Raw genomic sequence first — 22,905 nt, forward strand, 5'->3', positions numbered from 1 at the left:
ACTGAAAATAATAAATGTGAAGAGGGACTTACATGGATGTTGTCCAGTTTTTAACTGATCTGTTGGGAGATGCTGTGGTACGTAGATCAAGTGATATCCATTTGGAGCCATTTCCTGACTTTATGTGCGTCAGACAGAGAGTAGATGGCTTCTTGCTAGAGACCCATCGTGTTCCGGTTGAACACGAACCTGCTCTGTTATCAAGGATAAAAGTGATGAGCCAACTAGACCTTGGTGAGCGTCGTTTACCGCAAGATGGTGCTATGACGATTCATTTAGATGAGATGGCAGCAGAGGTGCGTGTTTCATTGTTACCCACTTTATATGGAGAGAAGGCTGTATTACGACTCTTACAAACAAAAAAGGAATTGATTCAACTTCATCACTTAGGAATGGACCCAGAAGAATTAGGACGATTGGAGCAGATTTTACAACGATATACGGGTTTGGTTGTCGTGACAGGACCAACTGGATCGGGGAAAAGCACTTCTTTATATGCCATGTTGCAATGCTTGAATGATTCTGCAAGAAATGTAATCACTCTAGAAGATCCTGTAGAAGTGCAGATACCCGGAATTAATCAAGTACAAGTCCATCCAAAAGCAGGGATGAATTTTAGTGTGGGTCTACGGGCTATCCTTCGTCAGGACCCAGATGTCATTATGATTGGTGAAATTCGTGATCTAGAGACAGCCGAAATTGCGATTCGAGCAGCGTTGACCGGTCATTTAGTTTTAACAACCCTTCATACAGCGGATGCGATTGGGGCGGTGGTACGCTTGATGGATATGGGCATTGAGCCGTATCGTGTTGCGAATGCATTATCGGGTGTAGTTGCCCAGCGCTTAATCCGAAAAAGCTGTATGTACTGCCAAGCGAGTGGCTGCAAGGAATGTCATCATACTGGTTACTACGGACGTACAGGCGTATTTGAAGTGCTAGAAGCAGATGATGATTTTCGACGGCTTATTATTGAGAGTCGTACGATTCAGCGATACCGGAATCATTTTCGTCAAAAAGGAATTCGTTTCTTGCCAGAAGGCTTTCGTCGAAAAGTTTCAAGCGGAATTACTACTTATGAAGAAATGTTGCGGGTGATGAATGATGTGGCAGAGATCCAACTGGACCTTCAATCAACCAACAGGATACCACAATAGATATAAGGGGATTAGATACGGGGATAAATCTGGAGAGTGACTGGATTATTCCCTTTTCTTTCGTATATTACATGGTCTAAGATATTTTTCAGTAACTCATTTTTTTTGTCTACTGAAGTGGTTGCATGGTATAAATCGAGTACATTTTCGATCTCAGGAATAAGGGTATGTTCGATCTGTTCTTTCTCTTCTTCTTTTTTTCTTCGTTCCTTTAGTTGTGCGAGATGGTTAGATAGCTCCTTTTGTTTTTCTTTGATTATTTTGGAGCGACTAAGGAAAAGTCCCTCATCATATACTCCGCGTTCTAACAAATCGTATTGTTTTCCGAGTTGGTCGTCGAATGTCTGTAATTCCTTTGAGGCTTCTCTAATCAAAAAATGCGTTGTGGACTCATCTTTTTTCTTAGGCTGTTTGCGATGCTTTTCGTCTACATTTCTTCTTTGTTCAGAAACCCACAAATCTAGCTTTTCTAGCAACATCTTTTCGAGATGATGTAGTAGAATGCTGCGATTATTACATCCATATTTGAAATGTCGGCATCTGAGTCGTAGTACCATGTTTGCGCTTCTCATGCTTGTCATAGTACGACCACATTCGCCACACTTTATAAGTCCATTTAAGGGGTTTACCGCTGGAGCCTGACCATTGACTGGGGTATGGTACTTTCCTTTTCTGATTTCTTGGGCCTTTACGAACAAGGATTCTGAAATAAGAGGTAAATGCTTTCCTTCTGCCTCTATCCATTCAGATTGTGGTCTTTTGGTGATGCTTTCGTTATATCTTGGGTCTTTTGATTTTGTGTATTTCTTTTTTTTAAACTGTACTTTTCCAATATAAGTGGCATTTTGAATAATACCTGATATAGTAAACGGTTTCCACATAGACCCATTTTGAAATTGGACTCCTGACTTGTTTAGATGCTTTGCAATATTTATATATCCTAATTGATCTTTCACATACATATGAAAGATTTGCTTTACAATCTCTGCTTCCTTCGGCTCAGGGATTAAAGAGCGATTTCTACCGTCCTTTGTCACTCTGTACCCATAGGGAGCGCGGGATGATGGGAAGTTTCCTTCTTTGACCCATTGTTCCTTTCCACGTTTCAAACGTTTTTTAATAAAGCTAAGTTCTCTCCGAGCGAAGAAGGCTAAAAATTCTCCGTATTCTTGGTCCGCTTCATTTTGCAAGTCATATACCTTCTGAGGTGTAACAATTTTGGTTTGTGATTCTTGGAAAGTAGCTAGTATTAGACCTTGATCGGCCATATTCCCTCTTCCTAGTCTGTCCATATCCATAACAAGAACAGCATCATAGAGTCCGTTTCCAACATATTCCAGAAGTTGAGTCATTTGCGGACGGTCGGATATGGTTTCGCCTGATACAATCTCACGATAGATATGTTTGATAATATAGCGATTCCGCTTGGCTAGTTCTAGCAAAGCCTTTTCATGATGGATCAGGGTATCATTTCCAAGATCCTTGTCCATTCTCGATTTTCGTAGATATAGTGCTACATTCATTTTTTATCCTCCGTTTCATCTTGGAGTAGTAATTCTAAAATTCCTGCTGCCTTCTGTAATTGTTCTGGTGAAAGCTCTTTTCCTTTCCATTTTACCCCTTTTGAAGAAATGAGATCGTACATGTCTCCATTCTCGCTACTTGGATTTCCGAGGAGCCATTCAAAGGATACTTCTAGGACATCGGCCAATTTGCGGACAATTTCAACGGGAGGCATAGCGCCGCCATTTTCATAAGTAGAAACCGTGTTAGCCTTTTTTCCAATCTTTTCGGCGAGTTGATTTTGATTCCAACCTTTCTTTTTCCTAGCTTCTTGCAAACGAGAGGGGAACATGACAATCAAATCCTTTTCAATTTTATTGATGTTTCTTAAAGTAATTATATAAATGATTGAATTTGAAGTCAATGAAAATGAAAATAACTTCATATATATCAATTTAATAGCTTGCAATATCAATTAAATTGATATATAATATAATTAATCAATAGTACAATATATAAAAGATCAATTATATCGAATTCGAAAGGGGTATAAAAAATGCTAGTGTATCGTGGGAGGCTTCATCAAGCTAGAAAGATGAATCGCTTATCTCAAAAGGATTTAGCAATGAAAATCGGCAAAGATTCTCCATATATTAGCCACCTTGAAAATGGAAAAGTCGTTCCTAAATTGGATGTAGGGTTGCTATTAGAAAGCATTCTAGAGGTTCCTATGAAAGAACTTTTTCCAGATGTATATGAGAAGGTAAAAAAAGCGTAGGCTTTCTTTTTTTGGCTATCACAATCAATTAAAATGATTATTCAATACTTTTAATCATATATATTGATAAAAACAGAAAGGAGACAGGTATGATTATTCCGCCAAACATTACACCAGAAGAGAATGAGCGTAGATGGATTGAGTGCCAACGGGTAGCATGGAGGATTTGGGATTCTCTTACCATTGAAGAACAGGTTGCATTTAATGAGAGACAACGATTAAAGAAGCAAAAGAAGATTGGATAACATGAGGTAACAAACGTTTACCTCGCCAATAACAAAGAGCACATAAACCCTTATGTAAGAAAGGACGATTATATATGTATAGTAGCCAACTAGTATTTATCGAGAACGAGAAGATAGTGACAGATTCTATAACCGTAGCCGAGGTATTTGGAAAGCGTCATGACAATGTTATTCACTCCATCCGAAACCTTGATTCTAGTGGCGATTTTAATCTCCTTAACTTTAAGGAGATTTCCTACACAGATTCAAAAGGAAGAACATATTCCAAGTACCTACTCACGAAAGATGGACTCATGTTTCTTGTAATGGGTTATCGAGGTACAAAGGCGGCGCAAATGAAAGAACTTTACATCGAAGAGTTTAACCGCATGGAACAGTTTATTAAGACAGATGTAAAGCTAGATTCGTACATGATTCAAAACCCTATTGAACGGGCTACGAGATGGATCGAAGAAGAGCAAGCAAGGTTACAGCTAGAAGCCAAGGTAAAAGAGCAAGCTCCTAAAGTGAAATTCTGTGATCAAGTACTCCAACCAGGAGAGCTTCTAACCGCTACCACCCTAGCTAAGGATTACGGTTTGTCGGCTGTCCGATTCAATCGCTTACTACACGACTTAGGAATCCAATATAACCAAGGGGGCAAATGGCATTTATACAATGCATATTCAGACAAGGGTTACGTCGACTATCAAACGTACGCAGAGGGGCATACGCAAATGAAGTGGACTCAGCAAGGTCGTATGTTTCTCTATCAATTCTTACAGGAGCGAGGATTTGTACCAGTAGGACAAGACGACCGAACGAGGGAGTCAGGGGATGTGGTAGCCCTCATTTTGTAGTAAGAGCAACAATGATTAACAAACACACCAATAAATAAGGAGCGAAACAACATATGTCACTAAAACAATACTTAGAGAAATTTGATGAGGAATTTATGGTTGCGGAAGCGGTAGAGCTTCCTAGAGGAAGAGTAGATGAAGGCGAGTACCATGTGGAAGTTACTAGCTTCCAGCCAAAAAGGAGTCAAAGCGGTAAGGACATGTTCCATATGGAGCTTGAAATCATCGAAGGGAAGTTCAAGGGGCGCAAGCTCAGTAAATATTTGCTGTTCCATGATGCCGCATCTCTTGGTAGAACGAAACTTGACCTAATACGCTGTGGGCTTCGATTAGAGCGATTTTCGGATATTGCGGATAGGTTGGGCGAGATGTTCGCAAAGAGGCTTATTGTGTCGGTTAAGCATCAAGCCAACGACGAGAAGCGTGTCAATGTTTATATTGAGTCGGAACTCAAACCCGAAATGATAAAACCACCTGAACCAGATAAAGAAAAGGAAGTTATATTGCCGTTCTAAATATATAAAACCAATTAAACGATAGAAAGGAGTCTATCAGATTGCAAAAGTATCCTGTCGTAATAGATAGTGTGAAATACACTAGACAGCCAAAAAATAGCGATATGAGAGACTCCTTTCACCGAATGAAAGGGGAGGGGTGGCGATCATGGCATAAGACATCAGAGGAAGTATTAAGGCTTGCGGCAGAGGGGCGAAATCTCGTCCTTTCCGAACTAAACGAGGATCGTAGTTTTTCCTCTACTGGTTTTGTTTCTGTAGATATCGACGACGATGATAGGATTACCGATCCCATAGGAGTAGGGAAGCAAATAGGAGCTACAGGAATATGGTATACATTCAGCCACGGTATCAAAGGGAATCGGTATCGGCTTCTATTTGAATTAGATCAAAGGCTACATGACGAATCACAAGTATCCAAAGTCATTAACTATCTGATTCATGAGTTAAGTAAGAGAGGTGTACCTGTCGACGTGGGGGCGAAATCCCCTACTAATACAGTACGAGGTGGTAGAGGGTGCGAGTATTGGGGAGGTATTTTACAAGTTCAACCGATACTCAAACAGGAGTTAAAAAAAGAGCAGAAGCCAGAGAAAAAGAAATCCTATTCCATTGTTCCTTTTGACGAGTTAAAGCGAATGACTGAAAGCGTAGGACATATTCCAGACGGTCAAGGTAGGCGAGCGGAGTGGTCACAGCTAACAAGTTTATTTCGAACGCTAGTGAATGAAGAGAGTATAACCCACGAGCAAGGATTAGAGTTATTCCACATCATTTCAGGCGGAGAATCCCCAGATAGTACATTTGAGAAATGGAAATCAAGGGGAGCGGTGGGCATTGGCTCACTAGTCCGAGCGAGTGAGTTACAGGGATACAAGAGTCCCAAAGGTTCTATACAAGAAATTGTATATGACTTTGAATCAATAAAAGTAGATCGCTTTATTCCAGTCGATTTAGCGAAAAGTTTGCTATCTGAAAAGCAAACAGTCTTAATCGATTCTCCTACTGGATCGGGGAAAACTACATCATTCATGAATGCCTTTAATCAACTAGCCAGCGAGCAGGATCATTTCTATATCTTTGCTTGTCCAACCATAGCGTTAACGGATCAAGTTTCAAATAGTCATAGCATCATGGGAATCAAAGGGGAACAAAAAGATTTAGGAAAGAAGATATATTCCTATGTGAAACAAGGTGGACGGGCTTTTGTTACGACCTACGATATGACCCCCCTACTAGTGGATTTTCTCACCAAGAAGCCGTTTAAGGGTACGTTTAGCCTAGTAGTAGACGAGATTCATAAATATGTGTCCGACTACGCTAAAGGGTATCGCTACAAGGCAATTAACAACCTTCATGAAGCAAGTAAGAAAGCTAGGAACTTTATAGGACTTTCAGGTACAACGAATGAAGTAGACAAAGATATGTTTGACCGTCTGATAAGGATCGACAATGGCAACAAGGGGATACCAGCACAAAATTACGTTGTCTACTGGTGTGAACGAAACAAGCGCGATGATTGGTTGAATGAGTTATTCCTGACGATCAAAGCCGTAACGAAAGAGCGAAAGGCACTTGTCTTCATCAACTCAATGGAAGTAATTGAGGTACTAAAGAAAGCGCTGACCAAGCAAGGGATTAAAGCAAAGGCGATCACCTCAGCTACTAAGAAGAATCCAGAGTTCAAGCTCCTAGTAGATGAGGAACGCATTACCGATGATGTAAACGTCGTATTAGCAACGAACGTTATAGCCGACGGAGTGAACATAAAAAACTCTCTGGAATGGGAAACCTTGATTGTCTGTAACGGAACTTCGAGCATCTTTCAACCCTCGTTGATCCGCCAAATGGCTAACCGCTTACGCAATCCCTATCGTAGGATTAGTCTGTTTCTCCATAAACCAAAGAATGAACAGAGACATAACCTATATCCATTTGAATCATATTTTCAACATAGCTTGAAGATAGCCAATTTCATTAAAAGTGAGTTAGAAGCAAACGAACATTTTAACGCGGCTCTGTTGGCTAGAGGATCGGTACAGAATCATTACGGCATTGAAACTATAAACGATAGTGAATTGCGAATAGATAATTTATATATTCGTCATTCCAAGTATCAAGATCAAAATACTTTCTATAGCAGTCAGAAGGAAGCCTTTGTAAGAGCGGTAGAAAGGGAGCTACACGAACCCAAATTATCAGGTGAGATCAATGTATCCGAGGAAATCCAGAACCGCAACTTAGAGGGCGCAATCCACAGAGAAGAGGAAGAGGACGAACAAGACATTCAAGTTGCCTTTACTCCTTCCGTATATGAAGCGTTCCAGGAAGAAAAAGCGGACGAGCTTATCAAGTTTCAAAAGAAAGTCCAGCTCAGGCACTACGCTTGCTTACATAGATTGCATAAATATGCAGACTACCAAACATGCAAAAAGGTTGTTAGTAAAGTAGAACGTGACGCAGATACACATTCCTTTTTCAATGATGTTCAGAGCACCGCCTTCATTATCTACCAACAATCCATTTTGCGCCCTGACCCCACCTATCGAGTAGTACGGGAGCTTCTAACTTTTGAGGAAGCGATGACAAAGAAGGAATGGAATGAAATCTATTTTAAGGTGTCTAGAAAGCTCAAAATGGAGCAAAAAGCAGTTGTTGGGTGTCTTAGGTATCTACAGATAGAAAGTGTCCGTGATATGAAAGCACGCCGCTCTCAAATAGTAGGAGTGATTACACCCGACTACCTTCTACAAAAATATAATTTGGAACCTAGCAAACTAGCACCCATTATTTTCAAAATCTCTCCAACAGTAGTGAATACGAAAGCGAAGAAAACCGTCCTAATTTCCATCGAAAATGCGCTCCAAAATAGCCGTTTTTTAGACCAACAAAACACTTTAGTGTGATAAAGAAATGTATGATTTACCCTGTTTTTTTCCTATAGCTGAAACAGGTAGTAAATAGGAATTGTCAGACAGGGAAAAACCAGTAATACCAAGGGTTGAGAGTACCTAAACTATGACAGTTAAGGGTAAGTAGTATTTATATATATATAAACTAAGAACCCTTAAACGTCATTTCCTACAGAGAAAAAGGAGGTGGTGGGGGTGGAAAATCAGCTACGAAAAATCGGGTGGCTTGTCTATCCAAATTGTGAAGCTTTCCAATTTCAGTTAACCCGAAATCACCATATATTCATTTTCAAAGAGGGGGAGGGGTGGCTGGTGTGGACGGCTACCTATAAAGCAGGTGATGGGAATGGTATTCCGATCAAAGAGAAGACGCGGATCGATACCTTTGATTTCTATACCGCTGTGGAGAATGCGCATGAGTATATAGCATGGTACAGAAACAATATTCAGCGGAGAGAGTGGAAACCCCCAGAGATCAAGCGCGAGGAGTTTTAACGCACTCAACTTTGAGTCGGTTAAATATACGGAAAATAAATACCAAATAAGAGAGGACAACTTATATGTTTAACAACCAACTAGTATTTGTTGAGGATAACAAAATAGTAACAGATTCTTTGATGGTAGCCGAGGTATTTGAGAAACAGCACAAACATGTTATTCGTGACATCGAGGCTCTTGATTGTAGCAAGAATTTTACTGAGTCCAACTTTGGGCCGTCAGATTATACGAATGAGAGAGGCAAAACATACAAGAAATACCTCCTCACTAAAGACGGTCTTATGTTCCTTGTAATGGGCTACCGCGGAGCGAAGGCGGCCGAGATGAAAGAGAGATACATTCAAGAGTTTAACCGTATGGAAGAACACATTAAAAGTGGTGCGTTCCGTGTTCCTTCTACGCTACACGAAGCCTTGCGATTGGCAGCCGATATAGAAAAAGATCGCATTCTACTAGAAGCCAAGGTAAGGGAACAAGGGCCGAAAGTAGAGTTTTGTGATCGAGTACTTAGACCAGGCGAGCTTCTAACAGCCACAACGATAGCAAAAGATTACGGTTTGTCCACTATCCGATTCAATCGTCTGCTACACGCCCTAGGTATCCAATTCAAGCAAGGGAGCCAATGGCACTTATATTACAAGTACGCAAACGAGGGCTATGTGGATTATATAACTTCCAAAGACGGCTATACGCAAATGAGATGGACACAGAAGGGGAGGATGTTTCTATATCAACTCTTACAGGATCGGGGGATTATACCAGCATGACAGAGCTAGAGTATCACGAGTGCCTACAAAGATTAGTCAAAGGGGCGGAATACCTAGGGCGTACAGACCTTACGCCCAAACAAAGAGAAATAGCGGACAAGCTATGCGACGAGCTAACAGAGAAGATACTACGATACCAGGGGATGGAGTGGGCTATATATGAGCGGACGAAGATCAAAGAATAAGGGATATCGTACCGAGAAGCATTTTGCCGAGCTTGTGGAGGGGAAGCGTGTCATTATGTCGGGAGCGTTAAAGAATTGGGGTTATGAGTTAGCAGGGGATGTGGAAGGCAAGCACGGTGAGAAATGGGAGATCAAGGCTAGAGCAGATGGATTTAAGCAACTATACAGGTGGCTGGATCAATCGGACGGGGTGGACTTGTTGGCTCTCAAAGCTGACAGGAAACCCTTCCTCGTGGTGATGGAGCTAGATACCTTCTTGAATCGCTACTACAAGAGTGGTGACAAATGAGGCTTATTGAATACTACTTAACCAACTTTAACGATTGGAAAATAAGGAAAAAGAGTCTGGAAGGACAATATCCACTCGTTATTTCCGAATATGAAAAAAACATAGATAGCGAAATGAAATTAAGAGCTAGAGATACATTTTACATTGTCTTGAAGCTAGATAAGGCTTTAGTACAGCTAGAAGCAGATGAACTCCAACTAGTGAAGGCGCGTTATTTTGATCCGATGATTTCGACGGACAAGGAAGCAGGAACATTCTTAGGATGGTCGCCTAAGCAATATTACAACGTGAAGTGGAAGGTACTTCATTTCATAGAAGAAACGTTGGGAGTCCGAACTATTACCTCATGGGAGCGAGAGGAACTGTACAAGGAAATGGAGGAATTCTGGTGACGGTCAAAGGCATTTACTATCACAAGCCTACGCAGAAATGGCGAGTATACCGACACGAAAACGGATCTCGTTATTGGGTTGGTCAGTATCAAACATATACGGAAGCAGTAGAGGCGGCGTTACCTTACCAAAAGAAAAAACAAATGCCTACGTTACCAGAGAATAAAAAAGTACCATTTAGCCATTTCTATAAGCGATTAGAGGATGGAGAAGAAATAAAGGTTGGTTCTATCATCCTAGTAGATTCGGGTAATTTATACATTGTTACAAAAGTGAAAGTAAAGGACGGCGTAGCGGTGGGGGAAATGAAGTTTACGCCGCGTCGTTTTAACTGGAGCGAGTTAAGTAAAGAAGTGATTTGTATATAGTCACCCACGTTTTGAAATAGAGGGCTTAGGGTTTTAAAGGGGCTTAGTTTAAAGTTAGGATAGAGAAAGGGAGCAGATATGAGAAATTTAATAATTGGGGATAGCCTAGAAGAGATAAAAAAGATACCCAGTCATTCAATCGATAGTATTATAACCGATCCGCCCTATTGTAGTGGGGGATTTACAGAAGCACAAAAGAAATCTGCACAAAAACAGGGTATACGAGAGAGTGCTGGAACCTATCAGCGTTTAGGGTGGTTTGATAGTGATAGTATGACCACTATGGGATTAGTATTTCTGATAAGAGCGCTTGGCATTGAGTTTCATCGTGTTCTAAGAGATGGAGGAAATGCGCTACTCTTTTGTGATTGGCGAATGTATCCACATCTCGCTCCAGTATTGGAATCAACGGGTATGAGATTGCAAAACCTTATTATATGGGACAAGATGGATCTAGGTTTAGGACGGGGATTCCGTGCACAGCATGAGTTAATTATGCAGTTTTCGAAGGGAAAAGCACAGTATCACACATACAAAGGACGCAATGTAATAAGTGCAAAGCGAGTAACCCCACAAAAAAGATTACATCCTACTGAAAAACCGATAGAGTTAATGGAGCAATTGATACAAGTCGTTACGCCACCAGAAGGAACGATACTAGACCCTTTCTGTGGTAGTGGTTCTACCCTAGTAGCGGCGAAACGTGGCGGATATGACTATATCGGAATTGACCGCGAACCCGAATATATCAAGATCACAAGGGAGCGATTAGATGCCACCGAAGCCATTGAAACCGTGTAATAAGACTGGATGCGTAGAGCTAACACGAGATACCTATTGCGAAAGCCACAGGAGCGAGAAATATAAATACTACGATCAATGGATACGCGATCCACAAACGAAGCAATTCTATCAATCGGTAGCGTGGAAGAGGCTAAGAGATCAAGCACTAAGGCGTGATGATTATTTATGTCAAGTGTGTTTGAGTGGGGATAGATATACAACAGCAGAGACAGTCCATCATGTCATAGAGGTTAAGAGGGATTGGAGCAAGCGACTAGAGTTAAACAATCTACAAAGCGTGTGTAATGCTTGTCATAACAAGATTCATAAATAAGGGATGAAAAATAGGATTGTCCCACTAGGTATCCTCTCAGGGATGTTTTTTAGGAACAATCCTAGTAACGTACCTTTTTACCCTCGATTATCGACTTACTTACGATCAATGAAAATGTTCGCGACACCATCAATATAATCGGGAAGAAAGATGCTCAATATAATATATGGATATATCTATTTTTTGTGACTTTTTATTTTTGTCTTTCAATTGGGATATTGCCCAGTACACGTAGCAAGAATTATACATATATATAGTAAGAATAATGTAGGGAGGTGTAATATGTCTCAAGCGAATATACCTAATATTTCACCGAATATAAATATTACCAGAGAAGATGCCGTAAATCTGCTATTATCATCCATTGCCTTAGAAGAACTAGGATTAAGTCATATTATTAATGCCGAGGGGGAGAAGCTCCAATACGTTCTCGGGACGCTACCTGGAGTCTCAACATCCTTCCAACCCTCCATTAGCGATCTGCTTACGATCAATAATAGTGTTCGCGATACGATTAATGTAATCGGAAAAAAAGAATGGATCCTAAATGAGAAGCTAGAAAATGTATTAAACACAGACGTTACCAGAGGGCCAACAGGACCCCAAGGGCCTGCGGGAGTCACGGGATCATCAGGAGGACCTCCCGGACCCCCGGGGACTACGGGACCTCAAGGGCCATCTGGTCCAGCGGGAGCGGTCGGAGCTACTGGGGACACCGGACCTCCAGGAGCTACCGGACCCCAAGGGCCTACGGGATCTTTTGCTACAGGTGATTTCTTATTTTTAGTTCAAGGAAACTCAGGCGCAAACGGGAACGCTTCCGTCGATTTCGGGGATACACTCAACATCATATCGGATACGTTAGAAATCACGGTAACCCCCGGTTCTGCCATCGTAAAACTAGAAGTACCTACAGGTGCAAACGGCACTACGGGTGCAACTGGACCTCAAGGGAACACAGGACCTCAAGGTCCGACAGGTGCAGATGGCTCTGATGGTGCTACAGGACCTCAAGGACCTACGGGGGCTGGTTCTGATGGCGCAACGGGACCTCAAGGACCCACTGGGCCTCAAGGGCCTACCGGCGCGGATGGTGCAGACGGCGCTACGGGACCTCAAGGACCCACTGGGCCTCAAGGACCTACGGGAGCTGGTTCTGATGGCGCTACAGGACCCCAAGGACCTACAGGGCCTCAAGGACCTACGGGAGCTGGCTCTGATGGCGCTACAGGATCTCAAGGACCCACTGGGCCTCAAGGACCTACGGGAGCTGGTTCTGATGGCGCTACAGGGCCTCAAGGGAACACTGGACCCCAAGGACCTACTGGCGCAGGGGCCGACGGAGCCACGGGAGCTACTGGACTTCAGGGCCCTCCAGGACCTCCAGGACCTGCCGGTGCACAGCTCATCTACGTATCAAACAACCTTTCCAATAACGTCTCGGTCATTGATGGATCTTCCAATACGATTGTGTCTACGATTTCTGTGGGAATTCAGCCATTGGGAGTAGGAGTCAATGCAGTCACCAATCGCATTTATGTAGCAAACAACCTTTCCCGTAACATATCGGTCATTGATGGACCTTCCAATACGGTTGTGTCTACGATTTCCGTGGGAGGTGGGCCATTTGAAGTAGGAATCAACAAAGTCACTAATTTCATCTATGTATCAAACAGCCTTTCCAATAACGTCTCGGTCATTGATGGAAATTTCAATACAATTGTGTCTACGATTTCTGTAGGGGCGAATCCACGAGGAGTAGGGGTGAATGCAACCACCAATCTCATCTATGTATTAAACCTTAATTCCAATAGCGTCTCGGTCATTGATGGACCCTCCAATACAGTTGTGTCTACGATTTCCGCGGGGGTTCAGCCATTTGGAGTAGGAGTAAACGAAACCACCAATCGCATCTATGTAGCAAACTTTGCCCCTAATGCCAATAACGTCTCGGTCATTGATGGATCTTCCAATACGATTGTGTCTACGATTAGCGTTGGGATTCAGCCAAGTGAAGTAGGAATAAACGAAACCACTAATCGCATCTACGTAGCAAACTTTAATTCTATTTCTAATAACGTCTCGGTAATTGATGGACCTTCCAATACGGTTTCAGCGACGATTTCCGTGGGAGGTGGGCCAAGAGGAGTGGGAGTCAGTGCAGTCACCAATCGCATCTATGTAGCAAATTCTATTCCCAATAACGTCTCGGTAATTGATGGACCTTCCAATACGGTTTCAGCGACGATTTCTGTAGGGAGTGATCCATTTAAAGCAGGAGTAAAATTCTAAATATGTATCAGTGTTTAATTTTCTTGTAACCACTCATTATTATAGAAATAGATATAGGAATTAATATCTTTCTCAAATTCCTCAAAGGTACTGTATGAATGCAAATAATGCCCATCACAAGGGCATCCGTGCGTTCGAATCTTATCCTCTTTGTCAAGTTAACAATCTAGCTGTTAGTTGTTGTACCTAATCGGAATTAACAAATAGGACTATTCATCGAAAATGATGGATGGTTCTTTTTTATTGCCATCGCTGACCTAGCCCCCCACTTAGTAGAAGTTAGAGAGGAATAAAAACGCTTTAGTGTAATAAAGAAATGTATGATTTACCCCGTTTTTTTCCTATAGCTGAAGCAGGTAGCAAATAGGAATTGTCAGACAGGGAAAACCCAGTATTACCAAGGGTTGAAAGTACCTAAACTATGACACTTAAGGGTAAGTAGTATTTATATATATATAAACTAAGAACCCTTAAACGTCATTTCCTACAGATAAAAAAGGAGGTGGTGGGGGTGGGGAAAATCGGGAAGGGATGTAGGGAAAAAATCACCCACATTTTTAGATGTGAGCTTTTACGGTTTCAGATAGGTACACCGTATACTAGATATATAGAACCCTCGTAGTAAAGGAGGGATAGATAATAAAAGTATTAGACTTATTTAGTGGTATTGGTGGCTTTAGAATGGGTTTCGAGATGGCTGGACATGAGGCCAAAGGAAGCTGGTATATCAGATAGTCAACTTTACAAACAGGCTGGCAATGCTGTAACTGTGAATGTTGTGCATGAGATAGCAAAGAGGATGCAAATAAAATAATCACCCACATTTTTAGAGGTAGGGTTTATGGGTTCGATAGGGCGCGTTGTATACTATATATAGTGGATGATTTATTAATGAGTAGCGATTATATACCGTATATTGATAGATGAATTTGTTTTTATAGAGAGTGGGGGCGTTCAAATCTCTAAAAAGGAATTTAATGGAAACCAGACAGCTATCTACTCTTAGAAAAAACCGCTTTTGGAAACTTTTTAGGAGGGAGGGGAAACATGGCTAAAAGGGCAATGTCTGCAAGGTTACAGCTTGTACAAGGGAATCCCAACAAGCGCAACACGGATGAATTAAAAAAGCGAGCCGAGCAAGAAGGCAAATTAACCGCTAAGTCGGATAAAGTAAAACCGCCTAAGCATTTAGATAAGGCGGCAAAGAAAAAATTCAATGAAGTCACAAAAGAGTTATTAGCGCTAGATAGCGATATGTGTTCCAACCTTGATGTAGACGCTCTGGCCATGTATGCCCAACTCTATAGTGAATTTATTTATATGACAGAAGTGATTAACCAAGAAGGCTATGTAGTGGGAACGAAGGCACATCCATTACTAGGAAAACGAAAAAATATAGAAGATCAACTATTAAGGATTGGTAACTATTTTGGACTAAATCCAGAGTCACGCGCACGATTAGCAAGACGAACAGCAAAACAGAATGAAGATACAGAAGAGAAGGACATGTTCGGATAATGCCAGTCCGTGGCCTTGAATATGCAGAAAGCATTGTTAGTAGAGAGTTGCTATCGTGTGAGCTTGAGTATTTAGCCTGTAAGAGGTTCTTAGATGATTTAGACCGACAAGGAACAGAAGACTTTCCGTATGTATTCGATCCAACTAGGGCGCAAAGGATAGTATCTTTCTTTGAAAACTATTGCCGCCATGTCAAAGGCTCATTCGCTGGACAAACCATTGAGCTTCTACCCTTCCAAGTATTCGACTTGATTAATATTTTTGCTTGGGTAGATCAGGACGGAGCGAGGCGTTTTACCAGGGCTTTTATAGAAGAAGCTAGGGGCAATGCTAAGTCGGCGATTATGTCGGGAGTAGCCTTGTACGGAATGACAGCAGATTGCATCTATCCGCCAAATGATCCAGATAAAGCGATCTATGAAGAAAATCCAAGCGTAGTATGCGCGGCCTATGATCGGGAGCAAGCTAAAATTGTATGGAAAGATGCTTGTACCATGGCTCAGGGTTCGCCAGAAATTACGAAAAATCTAACGGTTAAGAGAACCTACGTTGAACATAAACGCCGTGGCGGTCATTTGAAAACTCTATCAAAGGATACTCGCAATAAGGATGGTATGTCGGTAACAGTAGCTATAGCAGATGAGATCCACGCATGGAGAAGTTCCGAAGTGATGGATGTTATCTTGTCGGGATTTGGTAAACGTTCGCAAAACCTCTTTTGTGCCATTACAACCGCAGGAGTGGACGCTGAAAATAGCATAGGCAAGAAAGAACATGACATATGCGAGAAGATTTTAAAAGGCGAAATTCCAAACGAAAACTATTTTGCGGTGATCCGCCAGTTAGACCAAGGGGATGATCCCCATAACTCTAATTTGTGGGTGAAAGCAAATCCAATGCTACGCTACGACAACAAATACATACAGACATTAAAGAGAGCGATCCAACAGGATTACGACATTGCATATGGTTCAGGAGATCCAGCAAAGATAAGAGAATTTCTTGTGAAACGCTGTTGCTTGTGGCAGTCGGATAGTGAAAATAAATACTTCTCTGGACTTATGGACAAATGGAAATCCCTCGCGATTCCGAGAAATGAATTTAGGGAGCTAGTGAAAGGGAAGCCATGTTATAGCGGTCTAGATTTGTCTAAAACGACAGACTTAACCGCAGTAGGGTTTGTGTTTCCGCTGGACGATGGAAGGTTTGCAGTTACCGCACATGGGTTTATACCGAGCGAATCGGCTTCTAAGCATGAACGGACTGACCGCGTACCGTATAAACATTGGGCCAATGAAAAATGGTGTACATTAACCGATGGCTATGTCGTGGACTATGGATTCATCAAAAGGCATATAAAGAAAAAGGAACAGCGCGAAGGGTGGTCAATCAAAGAAATTTGTTATGACCCATATAACGCCACTCATTTTACCCAAGACTTAGATAATGAGGGCTATACCTGTGTAGAGGTACGCCAAGGGGCCGCTACTCTATCCCTTCCTACCAAGAGATTTAGAGAATTGGTACTACAAAATAAGATCGTGCATGATGGTAGCCCATTGTTAACGTGGTGCTTGTCCAATGCTTATGAAGTCACAGATAACAACGCAAACATAAAACTTTCAAAGAAGCATAAGGACGACTCACAACGCATTGACTTACTAGCAGCGATCATTAATGCAATGACACGAGGCTTATTAATGAATGCAGATAAAGAATCAATCTATAATGAACGAGGATTTTACACCATTTAGGGAGGGAGAAGAGAATGAAACGAATAGCAGAGATTTTTTCTAAAATGTTTGATAAACGTAGTTCAACAAATACATTTTCTTCTCTTGCCTCCTTCTCTGATTTCGTCAAGGGTAGTAGCACAACAGGGATGAGTGTAACAGAAATGAACGCTCTGCAAAATGCCACCGTGTTTGCTTGTGTGCGTATTCTATCTGAAAGCATTGCATCTTTACCCCTTCACATCTATAAAAGATTGCCAGAGGGCGGAAAAGAGAGGGCAACCGATCATCCGTTGTATTCCATCCTCCATAGTATCCCGAACGAGGAAATGACCGCATTTACCCTATGGGAGACCCTTATGGGACATGTCCTATTATGGGGAAATGCGTATGCAGAGATTGAGAGAAACAAGGCAGGTAGAGTAGTAGCACTATATCCGCTCTTGCCAAGTATTACCCATATGAAACGGGACAAGCAAACCAAACAAATCTATTATCGTACTGTAAACCCTCAGACAAGTGAACCTATTATATTGCCAGCATCCAAAGTCTTACATATCTCAGGCTTGGGGTTTGATGGTAGGCGCGGATATTCCGTAATTGGATTGGCTAGAGAATCCATAGGGCTTGCAATGGCTACAGAGGAGTACGGCTCTAGATTTTTCGGAAACGGAGCCAAACCAGGGGGAGTATTAGAGCATCCAGGACAGCTTTCACAGCCAGCGGTGGACAAGCTAAGGGATAGTTGGAACGAGATGCACCAAGGACTAGATAAGCAACATAGAGTTGCGATCTTAGAAGAGGGCATGACCTACAAGCAAATCGGAATACCGCCAGAGGATGCGCAGTTTTTACAGACACGTAAGTATCAAAAGCATGAGATTGCTGCACTTTATCGGGTTCCTATGCACATGTTACAGGTTTTAGAGGATGCAACATTTAGCAATGTGGAACACATGGGAATCGAATTTGTAACCCATACGCTACGACCGTGGTTAGTGCGATTCGAACAAGCGATTTTTATGAAATTGCTTACTCCTACCGAGCGTAAAAGTTATTTCGTAGAGTTTTTGGTGGATGGCTTGCTTCGTGGAGATATAAAAACACGCTATGAAGCATATCAAGTCGGACGACAAAATGGATGGCTTAGTGCTAACGATATTAGAGGATTAGAAAATATGAATCCTATTGAAGGTGGAGATGTGTATTTAGCTAATGCGGCTCTAATGACTGTTACTCAGCTAGGAAAATCAAGGGAGGGGGCAGACGATGGAACAGAGGGCATTTGATGTAACGGACTTAGAGCTACGTACAGAAGAAGGTGGAAAGCAAAAGCTATCAGGATACTTTATTGAGTGGGATAAACTTTCTAATCCAATTTTAGGATACTTTCAAGAAAAGTTTTCGCGTGGGGCTTTCAAGAATTTGGATAGTGATATACGCGCACTTTGGCATCACGATACAAAACAAGTATTAGGCCGAGCGAAGAACGGAACTCTTACTATCACCGAAGATGAACGGGGTGCAAGATTTGAGATTATCCCAGATAGCGAAATCTCTTGGCATCGTGACGCAATCCGATCTATCAAGCGTGGGGATGTGTCAGAGATGTCTTTTATGTTCCAGTCGCATCAGGAGGAATGGGATGATAGCTCAGAAATGAGCGTTCGAACCATTTTAGAGGCAGACTTATATGAGATATCCCCTGTAACATGGGCGGCTTATCCTACTACGAATGTAGATGTTAGATCGGCGAAAGATGTGTACCAATCAAGATCCACAAAACGAGGGCTTACTTCTGTGGGTTTATATAGGAAACGTTTAGAGTTAATAAGTAGAGAGGTGATAGATGAATGTCAATGAAAATGATAGAAAAGAAACAAAAGCGCGCCCAAGTTGCCAAAGAAGCAAGGGAGCTATTAGATCAAGCTGAAAAGCGCGGAGGCATGAATCAGGAGGATGAAACGGTCTGGAATCGGATGATGGGAGAAGTCGATAAGCTAGGCTCAGAGATCGAGAGAGAAGAAAGACTTCAACATCTTGAATCAGATTTAGAATCTCGTGATGGTTCGTCTGCTAAGTATGTAGATGCGGAAGAAAAGAGGGAATTAAAGCCTGCTATAGACCGCAAAGAGTATCGCCAAGCATTCCATAAATTCCTTACGGATGGTATGGCGGAATTAGATAACGAAGAACGTTCATTACTATTACAAGGGAAATCGAATGAGCAACGAGCCTTATCATCTGTTACAGGAGCAAGTGGAGGCTTCACGGTTCCAGTTGGATTTTATAACCAGCTACTAGAAACGATGAAGTCCTACGGAGGTATGCGTCAATCTAGGGCTACTGTATTACAGACCTCTGGAGGGAATGTGTTACAGATTCCGAAAGTTGACGACACCGCAAATATTGGTTCAATTGTGGGTGAGAATGCTCCGGTTGGAAATGCAACTGATCCTACTTTTAGTTCCTTGAGTTTAGGAGCTTATAAATACACATCGAAAGTGATTTTAGTACCGATTGAGCTACTACAAGATAGTGCGTTCCATGTAGAAAATTATATCCGTGAAGCATTAGCAACCCGTATTGGAAGAGTCACGAACGCCCATTTTACGACTGGTACAGGCTCTGGACAGCCTTCTGGAGTCGTTACAGGAGCTAGTCAAGGGGCGGTAGGAGCTACTGGAGCAACTACGAGTCTTGTATCAGACAGCTTATTCGATCTAATTCATTCCGTTGATCCAGCATATAGAACAAATAGCGCTCAATTCATGTTTCATGATAGTACGTTAAAGGTAATTCGCAAGCTTAAAGATGCAGATGGGCGCTATGTATGGGAACCTTCCTTGCGTGTTGGGGAACCAGACCGAATTTTAGGTTATGAATATGTAATTAACCAAGACGTACCCGTAATGGCAGCGAATGCGAAATCCATTCTATTCGGGGATATGAGCCGCTTTTACATTCGTGATGTGATGGATTTGAGTGTTTACCGTTTAGGGGAAAAATATCTCGATCAAGGGTGTGTAGGATTCCTCACATTTAGCCGTCATGACTCTGTATTAACGGATGTTAACGCAATCAAGTTTTATCAAAATAGTGATAAGTAGAAGGGATTCAGTATGAAAATAAAAGTGATTGAACCTCCTACCATTGAACCTGTTTCACTAGGGGAAGTAAAAGCTCAGTTGCGCTATGAAGTGGACGACACTTCACCAGACATCATATTAAAGCCGTTGATTATGACCGCTAGAGAGTGGGCAGAGGGATATATGAACCGAGCCTTCATTTCCCAAACGCTAGAGATCGCGCTGGATGAGTGGAGAGATTTTATTATCCTCCCTCGTCCGCCTCTTATTGGTGGTGTGGTTGTCACTTATACAGATGAACTAGGAGTTACGGAGATATGGGACTCAAGCAACTACATTGTGGACGATTTTTCTTTTGTTTCGCGGATCGTTAAAAAGGATAATGTGTCCTTTCCATCTGTCCCATTAGCCAAAACAAACGGGATTCAAGTACGTTATGTGTCGGGTTATGGTTCAACCCCTGAATCCGTCCCACAAAGAATACGGACAGCTATAACTATTCTAGCAATGCACTACTTTGAAAATGGCTTGTCTGATCCGCCGTCGTCTGTATACTCTCTTTTGAATTTGGATCGCGTGGTTCCAGTATGAGTAAATTACGCTTTCGAATCACACTTCAAAAACAGACAAGTGTCCGAGATGAGCAAGGAAACGTTGTAACCAGTTGGTCAGACATGGGCACCGTTTGGAGTAGCTATGAACCGAACCCGAATCGATGGCGAGAATTTTTTTCTGGAGATGCTACCATCTCTGAAAGTTACGCACGGTTTACGGCCAGGTATCGGACAGACATTACACCTGCTAATCGTCTGGTTTTCGAGAATAAAATATATGACATCGTAAATGTGGTGGACGATTCTAAAAAGAAATATGTCTGGATCATTGGGAAGGTGTCCGAAAATGGCGAGTGACTTTAAAATGGATGGCATCGAAAAGATGTTGCAGAGATTGGAGCGTCTGGATCAACGTATGACCACTGCAGAGGATTTCGCATTGCGTGAAGCTGGAAAGGTTGTACAAAAAAAGATGAAAGAGAATGTGAATCGCTCAAACAAGAATCAACCTCATATACAAGATCATATTTCTCTTAGCATTCGGGATGTTGATGGAGTTCAGACAGCCATAATAGCACCACTAAGCAAATTAGCATGGCGCGCGAAGTTTCTAGAATTCGGAACAAGTAAAATGTCTGCCCGTCCATTTGTAGAGCCTTCCATAGTTGAGAGTAAGATGGAAGTTAAAACCGTTTTAGGTGTGGTCTTGAAAAAGGGATTTACGTCATAGGGGGATATAAATACATTCATTCATGATTTAAATAACGTTACAAAATAATAGAAGAGGTGATGCTTTTGCTCAATCTTCGAGAGGAAGTGGTTTCCGCACTTGAAAAGGATGTAAAAATTATTTACGCCCTTGGTGGAAAGAGAATTTATCACTTAAAGGCTCCAAAGTCAGACGAATACCCACGTATTACTTTTTTTGAGCTTATGAATATACCATCGTATTTTGCAGACGATCAAACAACAGTTAGTGAGGTTTCGTTTCAAATTTCGATATGGTCACGATCTAGTAATGATTTATCTGATATTGGATCAAGAGTAGCAGAAGTAATGGAGAGCTTGGGATTTATTAGGACTTTCAGTATGGATATATACGAGGACGACACAAAGATTTTTCATCGTCCGATGAGATTCAAAACAAAAAGGGAGGGGAGCTAATATGGCGGTTCCTGTTGGTGTTCGGGATTTGTTTTATGCCATCTTAGAAAAAGATGACAATACCAGCATTACTTATAAGAAGCCTGTTCGTATGGCCAAAGCAATTGAAGTAAAGATTTCACCATCTACAGAGCAAGAAGTCTTATATGCAGACGATTCACCAAGCGAAGTGGCCAACACATTCGGGGAATGTAGCATGGAGATTAACTGTGATGATTTGACGATCGAAACACAAGCACAACTATTAGGACATACCATTGTAAATGGTGTATTGAAGAAGAATAAAGATGATTTAGCACCATATGTAGCGGTGGGCTTTAGGAGTATCAAATCGAATAAGAAATATAGATACTTTTGGATGCTAAAGGGAAAATTTAGCCTGCCCAAACAAGAGCTTAAAACGCAAGAAGGATCTCCCGAATTCCAGACTCCTACAATTGAGGGTAGTTTTTTACCTCGTGATTTCGATGGGAATTGGCAGTTTGCAGGCGATGAGGATTCCCCAGAGTTTACACAGGGCGCGACATGGTTCAATGAAGTTGTCGCAGATAAGCCGAAAGAATAATAACAATGAATGAGGGATAGTGACTATACTACCCTCGTTTTTATTAGGAGGTATACATGTTAAAGATAAATTTGTACTTGGAAGGTGAACGGAAGACGTTTCAAACTGATTTTATCTCAGGTAAAAAGTTTCGCCGAGCCTTGGAATTGGATGATAAACGAAATAAATATGTAAAACAGAATTTAGATAGTGAAAGTATGGATTTAGTTGATTCGCAAGAGCTTTTAGATGAGTTGTACTTATTTATATCACAAGTGTTCGATAATCAATTTACAACAGAACAATATGAGGAAGGTACGGATGCTAGGCGGATTATCAATCAGTCTTGGGCGATTGTGCACAGTATCATTTCGCAGACATTAGAAGAGATTCCAACGGATTCGGATTCAAAAAAAAACAAGTAGAAGAAGTAAACCCGATGGACT

At 41.7% G+C, this 22,905-nt stretch carries 30 protein-coding genes; 28 read left to right on the forward strand and 2 right to left on the reverse strand.

Translation table 11 applies throughout. From position 1 onward, the window contains the following. Nucleotides 1–32 precede the first annotated feature (32 nt). A complete protein-coding gene (locus tag BLU58_RS07085; RefSeq protein WP_093291527.1) occupies nucleotides 33–1,157 on the forward strand; it encodes a GspE/PulE family protein in 1,125 nt (374 codons plus the stop codon). Between the two features lie 11 nt (nucleotides 1,158–1,168). Here the strand turns inward: BLU58_RS07085 and BLU58_RS07090 are convergent, their stop codons facing one another. Next, nucleotides 1,169–2,680, reverse strand: a complete 1,512-nt coding sequence (locus BLU58_RS07090; RefSeq protein WP_093291528.1) for a recombinase family protein — start codon at nucleotides 2,678–2,680, stop codon at nucleotides 1,169–1,171. Continuing rightward, nucleotides 2,677–3,012 carry a helix-turn-helix domain-containing protein gene (locus BLU58_RS07095; protein WP_176786544.1) on the reverse strand — a complete coding sequence of 112 codons (336 nt, stop codon included), beginning with the start codon at nucleotides 3,010–3,012 and terminating at the stop codon, nucleotides 2,677–2,679. The genes BLU58_RS07090 and BLU58_RS07095 overlap by 4 nt, the downstream gene beginning before the upstream one ends. A gap of 204 nt (nucleotides 3,013–3,216) precedes the next feature. Here BLU58_RS07095 and BLU58_RS07100 point away from each other — a divergent pair, with 204 nt between their 5' ends. The 27 genes from BLU58_RS07100 to gpG all read left to right on the forward strand — a co-directional run bounded on the left by BLU58_RS07100 (nucleotide 3,217) and on the right by gpG (nucleotide 22,884). Further along, nucleotides 3,217–3,438 carry a helix-turn-helix transcriptional regulator gene (locus tag BLU58_RS07100; RefSeq protein ID WP_093291530.1) on the forward strand — a complete coding sequence of 74 codons (222 nt, stop codon included), beginning with the start codon at nucleotides 3,217–3,219 and terminating at the stop codon, nucleotides 3,436–3,438. 89 nt (nucleotides 3,439–3,527) lie between these two features. Beyond that, the gene (locus tag BLU58_RS16345; protein WP_176786545.1) at nucleotides 3,528–3,683 is read left to right on the forward strand and encodes a hypothetical protein; all 156 of its coding nucleotides are present in this window, start codon (nucleotides 3,528–3,530) and stop codon (nucleotides 3,681–3,683) included. 74 nt (nucleotides 3,684–3,757) lie between these two features. After that, entirely contained in the window at nucleotides 3,758–4,522 is a 765-nt protein-coding gene (locus BLU58_RS07105; protein ID WP_093291531.1) for a phage regulatory protein/antirepressor Ant, read from the forward strand. A gap of 53 nt (nucleotides 4,523–4,575) precedes the next feature. Continuing rightward, a complete protein-coding gene (locus tag BLU58_RS07110; protein ID WP_093291532.1) occupies nucleotides 4,576–5,037 on the forward strand; it encodes a DUF669 domain-containing protein in 462 nt (153 codons plus the stop codon). A 41-nt stretch (nucleotides 5,038–5,078) separates the two neighbouring features. Further along, nucleotides 5,079–7,943 (forward strand): DEAD/DEAH box helicase family protein, encoded by a 2,865-nt coding sequence (locus tag BLU58_RS07115; RefSeq protein ID WP_093291533.1) that lies wholly within the window; start codon nucleotides 5,079–5,081, stop codon nucleotides 7,941–7,943. Between the two features lie 201 nt (nucleotides 7,944–8,144). Next, nucleotides 8,145–8,444, forward strand: coding sequence for a hypothetical protein (locus tag BLU58_RS07120; protein WP_093291534.1), 300 nt, complete (start codon nucleotides 8,145–8,147; stop codon nucleotides 8,442–8,444). Between the two features lie 65 nt (nucleotides 8,445–8,509). After that, nucleotides 8,510–9,214, forward strand: coding sequence for a phage regulatory protein/antirepressor Ant (locus tag BLU58_RS07125; protein ID WP_093291535.1), 705 nt, complete (start codon nucleotides 8,510–8,512; stop codon nucleotides 9,212–9,214). Continuing rightward, nucleotides 9,211–9,399 (forward strand): hypothetical protein, encoded by a 189-nt coding sequence (locus tag BLU58_RS07130; protein ID WP_093291536.1) that lies wholly within the window; start codon nucleotides 9,211–9,213, stop codon nucleotides 9,397–9,399. Before BLU58_RS07125 ends, BLU58_RS07130 begins: the two co-directional genes overlap by 4 nt. After that, complete coding sequence (locus tag BLU58_RS07135) at nucleotides 9,374–9,688, forward strand: hypothetical protein (protein ID WP_093291537.1); 315 nt, start codon at nucleotides 9,374–9,376, stop codon at nucleotides 9,686–9,688. Before BLU58_RS07130 ends, BLU58_RS07135 begins: the two co-directional genes overlap by 26 nt. Continuing rightward, a complete protein-coding gene (locus tag BLU58_RS07140) occupies nucleotides 9,685–10,080 on the forward strand; it encodes a hypothetical protein (protein WP_093291538.1) in 396 nt (131 codons plus the stop codon). Before BLU58_RS07135 ends, BLU58_RS07140 begins: the two co-directional genes overlap by 4 nt. Next, complete coding sequence (locus tag BLU58_RS07145; protein ID WP_176786546.1) at nucleotides 10,077–10,448, forward strand: AP2 domain-containing protein; 372 nt, start codon at nucleotides 10,077–10,079, stop codon at nucleotides 10,446–10,448. Before BLU58_RS07140 ends, BLU58_RS07145 begins: the two co-directional genes overlap by 4 nt. Before the next feature lie 78 nt (nucleotides 10,449–10,526). After that, nucleotides 10,527–11,249, forward strand: a complete 723-nt coding sequence (locus BLU58_RS07150; RefSeq protein ID WP_093291540.1) for a DNA-methyltransferase — start codon at nucleotides 10,527–10,529, stop codon at nucleotides 11,247–11,249. Next, entirely contained in the window at nucleotides 11,221–11,565 is a 345-nt protein-coding gene (locus BLU58_RS07155) for an HNH endonuclease (RefSeq protein WP_093291541.1), read from the forward strand. Before BLU58_RS07150 ends, BLU58_RS07155 begins: the two co-directional genes overlap by 29 nt. Nucleotides 11,566–11,847: 282 nt before the next feature. Next, complete coding sequence (locus tag BLU58_RS17275) at nucleotides 11,848–13,857, forward strand: alpha-helical endospore appendage domain-containing protein (RefSeq protein WP_093291542.1); 2,010 nt, start codon at nucleotides 11,848–11,850, stop codon at nucleotides 13,855–13,857. Nucleotides 13,858–14,523: 666 nt separating this feature from the next. Then, nucleotides 14,524–14,592: a hypothetical protein gene (locus tag BLU58_RS17280; protein WP_369813705.1), complete on the forward strand. Its 69-nt coding sequence runs from the start codon at nucleotides 14,524–14,526 to the stop codon at nucleotides 14,590–14,592. Then, nucleotides 14,561–14,671 (forward strand): DNA cytosine methyltransferase, encoded by a 111-nt coding sequence (locus BLU58_RS16070; RefSeq protein WP_255404642.1) that lies wholly within the window; start codon nucleotides 14,561–14,563, stop codon nucleotides 14,669–14,671. The genes BLU58_RS17280 and BLU58_RS16070 overlap by 32 nt, the downstream gene beginning before the upstream one ends. A 233-nt stretch (nucleotides 14,672–14,904) precedes the next feature. Continuing rightward, nucleotides 14,905–15,375, forward strand: a complete 471-nt coding sequence (locus tag BLU58_RS07165; protein ID WP_093291543.1) for a phage terminase small subunit P27 family — start codon at nucleotides 14,905–14,907, stop codon at nucleotides 15,373–15,375. Continuing rightward, nucleotides 15,375–17,129: a terminase large subunit gene (locus BLU58_RS07170; protein ID WP_093291544.1), complete on the forward strand. Its 1,755-nt coding sequence runs from the start codon at nucleotides 15,375–15,377 to the stop codon at nucleotides 17,127–17,129. The genes BLU58_RS07165 and BLU58_RS07170 overlap by 1 nt, the downstream gene beginning before the upstream one ends. A gap of 14 nt (nucleotides 17,130–17,143) precedes the next feature. Then, nucleotides 17,144–18,397, forward strand: coding sequence for a phage portal protein (locus BLU58_RS07175; RefSeq protein ID WP_093291545.1), 1,254 nt, complete (start codon nucleotides 17,144–17,146; stop codon nucleotides 18,395–18,397). After that, on the forward strand, nucleotides 18,378–18,971 hold the full coding sequence (locus BLU58_RS07180; RefSeq protein WP_093291546.1) for an HK97 family phage prohead protease: 594 nt from the start codon (nucleotides 18,378–18,380) through the stop codon (nucleotides 18,969–18,971). The genes BLU58_RS07175 and BLU58_RS07180 overlap by 20 nt, the downstream gene beginning before the upstream one ends. Further along, on the forward strand, nucleotides 18,962–20,218 hold the full coding sequence (locus BLU58_RS07185; protein WP_093291547.1) for a phage major capsid protein: 1,257 nt from the start codon (nucleotides 18,962–18,964) through the stop codon (nucleotides 20,216–20,218). The genes BLU58_RS07180 and BLU58_RS07185 overlap by 10 nt, the downstream gene beginning before the upstream one ends. Nucleotides 20,219–20,230: 12 nt before the next feature. Beyond that, nucleotides 20,231–20,788 (forward strand): head-tail connector protein, encoded by a 558-nt coding sequence (locus BLU58_RS07190; protein ID WP_093291548.1) that lies wholly within the window; start codon nucleotides 20,231–20,233, stop codon nucleotides 20,786–20,788. Further along, complete coding sequence (locus tag BLU58_RS07195; RefSeq protein WP_093291549.1) at nucleotides 20,785–21,108, forward strand: phage head closure protein; 324 nt, start codon at nucleotides 20,785–20,787, stop codon at nucleotides 21,106–21,108. Before BLU58_RS07190 ends, BLU58_RS07195 begins: the two co-directional genes overlap by 4 nt. Further along, nucleotides 21,098–21,481 carry an HK97-gp10 family putative phage morphogenesis protein gene (locus BLU58_RS07200; RefSeq protein ID WP_176786547.1) on the forward strand — a complete coding sequence of 128 codons (384 nt, stop codon included), beginning with the start codon at nucleotides 21,098–21,100 and terminating at the stop codon, nucleotides 21,479–21,481. Before BLU58_RS07195 ends, BLU58_RS07200 begins: the two co-directional genes overlap by 11 nt. Nucleotides 21,482–21,546: 65 nt before the next feature. After that, the gene (locus BLU58_RS07205) at nucleotides 21,547–21,915 is read left to right on the forward strand and encodes a tail completion protein gp17 (protein WP_093291551.1); all 369 of its coding nucleotides are present in this window, start codon (nucleotides 21,547–21,549) and stop codon (nucleotides 21,913–21,915) included. 1 nt (nucleotide 21,916) lies between these two features. Further along, complete coding sequence (locus BLU58_RS07210) at nucleotides 21,917–22,480, forward strand: major tail protein (protein ID WP_093291552.1); 564 nt, start codon at nucleotides 21,917–21,919, stop codon at nucleotides 22,478–22,480. A gap of 56 nt (nucleotides 22,481–22,536) precedes the next feature. Beyond that, on the forward strand, nucleotides 22,537–22,884 hold the full coding sequence (gene gpG, locus BLU58_RS07215; protein WP_093291553.1) for a phage tail assembly chaperone G: 348 nt from the start codon (nucleotides 22,537–22,539) through the stop codon (nucleotides 22,882–22,884). Nucleotides 22,885–22,905 lie beyond the last annotated feature (21 nt).

Source organism: Thermoactinomyces sp. DSM 45892 (genome assembly GCF_900107305.1).
Classification (GTDB): domain Bacteria; phylum Bacillota; class Bacilli; order Thermoactinomycetales; family Thermoactinomycetaceae; genus Baia.

Coding starts and splice junctions, on each gene's coding strand:
- BLU58_RS07085 (WP_093291527.1), top strand. CDS start 33: ATGGATGTTGTCCAGTTTTTAACTGATCTGTTGGGAGATGCTGTGGTA.
- BLU58_RS07090 (WP_093291528.1), bottom strand. CDS start 2,680: ATGAATGTAGCACTATATCTACGAAAATCGAGAATGGACAAGGATCTT.
- BLU58_RS07095 (WP_176786544.1), bottom strand. CDS start 3,012: ATGTTCCCCTCTCGTTTGCAAGAAGCTAGGAAAAAGAAAGGTTGGAAT.
- BLU58_RS07100 (WP_093291530.1), top strand. CDS start 3,217: ATGCTAGTGTATCGTGGGAGGCTTCATCAAGCTAGAAAGATGAATCGC.
- BLU58_RS16345 (WP_176786545.1), top strand. CDS start 3,528: ATGATTATTCCGCCAAACATTACACCAGAAGAGAATGAGCGTAGATGG.
- BLU58_RS07105 (WP_093291531.1), top strand. CDS start 3,758: ATGTATAGTAGCCAACTAGTATTTATCGAGAACGAGAAGATAGTGACA.
- BLU58_RS07110 (WP_093291532.1), top strand. CDS start 4,576: ATGTCACTAAAACAATACTTAGAGAAATTTGATGAGGAATTTATGGTT.
- BLU58_RS07125 (WP_093291535.1), top strand. CDS start 8,510: ATGTTTAACAACCAACTAGTATTTGTTGAGGATAACAAAATAGTAACA.
- BLU58_RS07130 (WP_093291536.1), top strand. CDS start 9,211: ATGACAGAGCTAGAGTATCACGAGTGCCTACAAAGATTAGTCAAAGGG.
- BLU58_RS07135 (WP_093291537.1), top strand. CDS start 9,374: ATGAGCGGACGAAGATCAAAGAATAAGGGATATCGTACCGAGAAGCAT.
- BLU58_RS07140 (WP_093291538.1), top strand. CDS start 9,685: ATGAGGCTTATTGAATACTACTTAACCAACTTTAACGATTGGAAAATA.
- BLU58_RS07150 (WP_093291540.1), top strand. CDS start 10,527: ATGAGAAATTTAATAATTGGGGATAGCCTAGAAGAGATAAAAAAGATA.
- BLU58_RS07155 (WP_093291541.1), top strand. CDS start 11,221: ATGCCACCGAAGCCATTGAAACCGTGTAATAAGACTGGATGCGTAGAG.
- BLU58_RS17275 (WP_093291542.1), top strand. CDS start 11,848: ATGTCTCAAGCGAATATACCTAATATTTCACCGAATATAAATATTACC.
- BLU58_RS16070 (WP_255404642.1), top strand. CDS start 14,561: ATGAGGCCAAAGGAAGCTGGTATATCAGATAGTCAACTTTACAAACAG.
- BLU58_RS07165 (WP_093291543.1), top strand. CDS start 14,905: ATGGCTAAAAGGGCAATGTCTGCAAGGTTACAGCTTGTACAAGGGAAT.
- BLU58_RS07170 (WP_093291544.1), top strand. CDS start 15,375: ATGCCAGTCCGTGGCCTTGAATATGCAGAAAGCATTGTTAGTAGAGAG.
- BLU58_RS07175 (WP_093291545.1), top strand. CDS start 17,144: ATGAAACGAATAGCAGAGATTTTTTCTAAAATGTTTGATAAACGTAGT.
- BLU58_RS07180 (WP_093291546.1), top strand. CDS start 18,378: ATGGAACAGAGGGCATTTGATGTAACGGACTTAGAGCTACGTACAGAA.
- BLU58_RS07185 (WP_093291547.1), top strand. CDS start 18,962: ATGTCAATGAAAATGATAGAAAAGAAACAAAAGCGCGCCCAAGTTGCC.
- BLU58_RS07190 (WP_093291548.1), top strand. CDS start 20,231: ATGAAAATAAAAGTGATTGAACCTCCTACCATTGAACCTGTTTCACTA.
- BLU58_RS07195 (WP_093291549.1), top strand. CDS start 20,785: ATGAGTAAATTACGCTTTCGAATCACACTTCAAAAACAGACAAGTGTC.
- BLU58_RS07200 (WP_176786547.1), top strand. CDS start 21,098: ATGGCGAGTGACTTTAAAATGGATGGCATCGAAAAGATGTTGCAGAGA.
- BLU58_RS07210 (WP_093291552.1), top strand. CDS start 21,917: ATGGCGGTTCCTGTTGGTGTTCGGGATTTGTTTTATGCCATCTTAGAA.
- gpG (WP_093291553.1), top strand. CDS start 22,537: ATGTTAAAGATAAATTTGTACTTGGAAGGTGAACGGAAGACGTTTCAA.